General features: G+C 69.8%; 4 protein-coding genes. 1 reads left to right on the top strand and 3 read right to left on the bottom strand.

Translation table 11 applies throughout. The annotated features are described in order from the left end of the window. The coding region (locus tag ABYE80_RS20110; protein ID WP_372792115.1) for a TetR/AcrR family transcriptional regulator at positions 1-436 on the bottom strand (436 nt) is incomplete at its 3' end. A 137-nt stretch (positions 437-573) separates the two neighbouring features. Here ABYE80_RS20110 and ABYE80_RS20105 point away from each other — a divergent pair. Next, a complete protein-coding gene (locus ABYE80_RS20105) occupies positions 574-1,044 on the top strand; it encodes a DUF2269 family protein (RefSeq protein WP_372792113.1) in 471 nt (156 codons plus the stop codon). Positions 1,045-1,083: 39 nt separating this feature from the next. On the opposite strand, the gene ppk2 is transcribed toward ABYE80_RS20105, so the two are convergent. Both ppk2 and ABYE80_RS20095 read right to left on the bottom strand, forming a co-directional pair. Beyond that, on the bottom strand, positions 1,084-1,887 hold the full coding sequence (ppk2, locus tag ABYE80_RS20100) for a polyphosphate kinase 2 (protein ID WP_372792111.1): 804 nt from the start codon (positions 1,885-1,887) through the stop codon (positions 1,084-1,086). 56 nt (positions 1,888-1,943) lie between these two features. Then, a partial coding sequence (locus ABYE80_RS20095; RefSeq protein ID WP_372792109.1) for a hypothetical protein occupies positions 1,944-2,182 on the bottom strand: 239 nt, incomplete at its 5' end.

Genomic DNA, 2,182 nt, shown 5'->3' with positions numbered 1-2,182 from the left:
CGGCCGCGCGGACGCGGGCCGTGACGAGGTCCTCGAGGTAGGCCTCCCACTCACGCATCCCGGGCAGCTCGCGCTCCCGCACGTCGACCTCGATGTGCGGGCCCCCGCGGTCGTAGAACGTGAAGAGCTCGTCGGCGACGCGCTCGAGGCGGACCTGCAGATCGACGGCATCGCCGATGACCTCGTCCGACCCGTCCGGGTCGGGCGGCCGGACGCGCTGCATGACGAGCGCCCCGCACGCCGGAAGCAGCTCGTCGAGCGACGGGAAGTGTGCGTAGACGGTGGCCACCGCCACGTCGGCCTCTTTGGCGATGTCCTGCCACGAGGTACCGAGGACCCCGCGTTCACCGTGGAGCTTCGCCGTCGCCTCGACGATCCGGCGCCGTGTCGCTTCACGAGCGAGCGCTCGTTTGCTCATGTCGTAGGAGCGCGGCATGGCAATTGATTGGAAACATACTCTGATCAATTACTGACGTGGGGACTTCTCACTCATCGATCACCGCTCGTTCGACGAGACCTATGATCCGGGCGGCCACGCCGGCCCTGTCCCGCCCCCGCCCGAGGACCACCCGCATGCCACGAGCCCACGACGTCGCGCTGTTCCTGCACCTGTTCGGAGTACTCGCCCTCGTCTCCGGCGTCGTCCTGGCCGGCGCGGCCCACGGACTCGCCAAGCGCCGCGAGCAGCCGTCGGAGATCGCCGTCGTCCTGTCGCTCGCCCGCGTGGGCGTCCTGCTCGTCGCGCCCGGCACGGTGCTCGTCATCGGCGGCGGCAGCTGGCTCGTCACGCTCGAGGACCTCCCGCTCGACACGGGCTGGCTGAGCTCCGCGATCGCGCTGTTCACCGTGGCGCTGATCCTCGGCGCCGTCGGCGGCCAGCGACCCAAGCAGGCGCGGATGCTCGCGCAGCAGTTGAGCGACGACGACCAGCCGGCCACACCCGAGCTGCGGGCGCTCCTGTCCGACCGTCGGGCCCAGGCGCTCAACTACGCCTCAGCCATCGCCCTGATCGGCGTCCTCGCCCTGATGGTCTTCAAGCCCTAGGCACGCCGGCGCTCGGCGGCCTGGCTCAGGACGGACACCTCATGCCGGCACGAAGTACTGCGGCACGTACGTCTGCGTGTCCGCCGGAGGCCGCACGTATTTGCGGTCCTGCCGGGGAGGCAGCTCGAGCTTGGGGGACGGCAGGTCGTCGTGCGGGATCTGCTCGAGCAGGTGGGTCATGAGGTTCAGCCGCGCCGTGCGCTTGTCGTCGGCGTCGAGCACGAACCACGGCACCTCCTTGATGTCCGTGTAGGCGAACATCTCGTCCTTCGCCTCGGCGTAGTCGACCCACCGCGCCCGGGCCTCGAGGTCCATCGCGCTGAGCTTCCACCGCTTGGCCGGATCCTTCAGCCGGGCCTCGAACCGCCGCTCCTGCTCCTCGTCGCTCACCGAGAGCCAGTACTTGATGAGGATGATCCCGGACCGCGTGAGCATGCGCTCGAAGCTCGGGGCCGACCGCATGAACTCCTGGTACTCCTCGTCGGTGCAGAAGCCCATGACCCGCTCGACGCCGGCGCGGTTGTACCAGCTGCGGTCGAACAGCACCATCTCTCCGGCGGCCGGGAGATGGGCGACGTAGCGCTGGAAGTACCACTGGGTGCGCTCGCGTTCGGTCGGTGTGCCGAGCGCCACGGTCCGGACGACACGGGGGCTCGTCCGGTCGGTGATGCGCTTGATGATGCCGCCCTTGCCGGCGGTGTCGCGCCCCTCGAACAGCACCACCACGCGAAGCCCGTGATGCACGATCCACGACTGAAGGCGCACCATCTCGGTCTGCAGGCGCGACAGCTCGGCGAGGTAGTCGCGCTTCTTCAAGGCTCGGGGCTCCGGCGTCTTGGTCATCGCCTGTCCAACCATAGGGCCTCTCCCCGTGCGGCTGGGAACGGCGGGGCCCGCACTCAGGAAGGCCGCAGGTGACCGGCCCGCCAGGCGCCGAAGCTCGGTACCGCGAGGACGATCGCACCGATGCCGCCGAACAGGGCCAGCCACGCAAGGAGGCCGGCGCCAGGCGCCCCCTGCGTGACGAAGAACGACTGCTCGTCGCGCAGCACGTCGCGCCCGCGCCGCGGCCCGAAGGGCTGTTGTGCGCAGGAGATCGTCACCTGGCCCTGCGAAGCGGTGAACGTCCCCACCGTCG

The organism is Paraconexibacter sp. (genome assembly GCF_041602235.1).
In the GTDB taxonomy this organism is placed as follows: Bacteria; Actinomycetota; Thermoleophilia; order Solirubrobacterales; family Solirubrobacteraceae; genus Paraconexibacter.
Note: the sequence above shows the minus strand (reverse complement) of the source record. Positions and strands in the feature narration are given on the sequence as shown.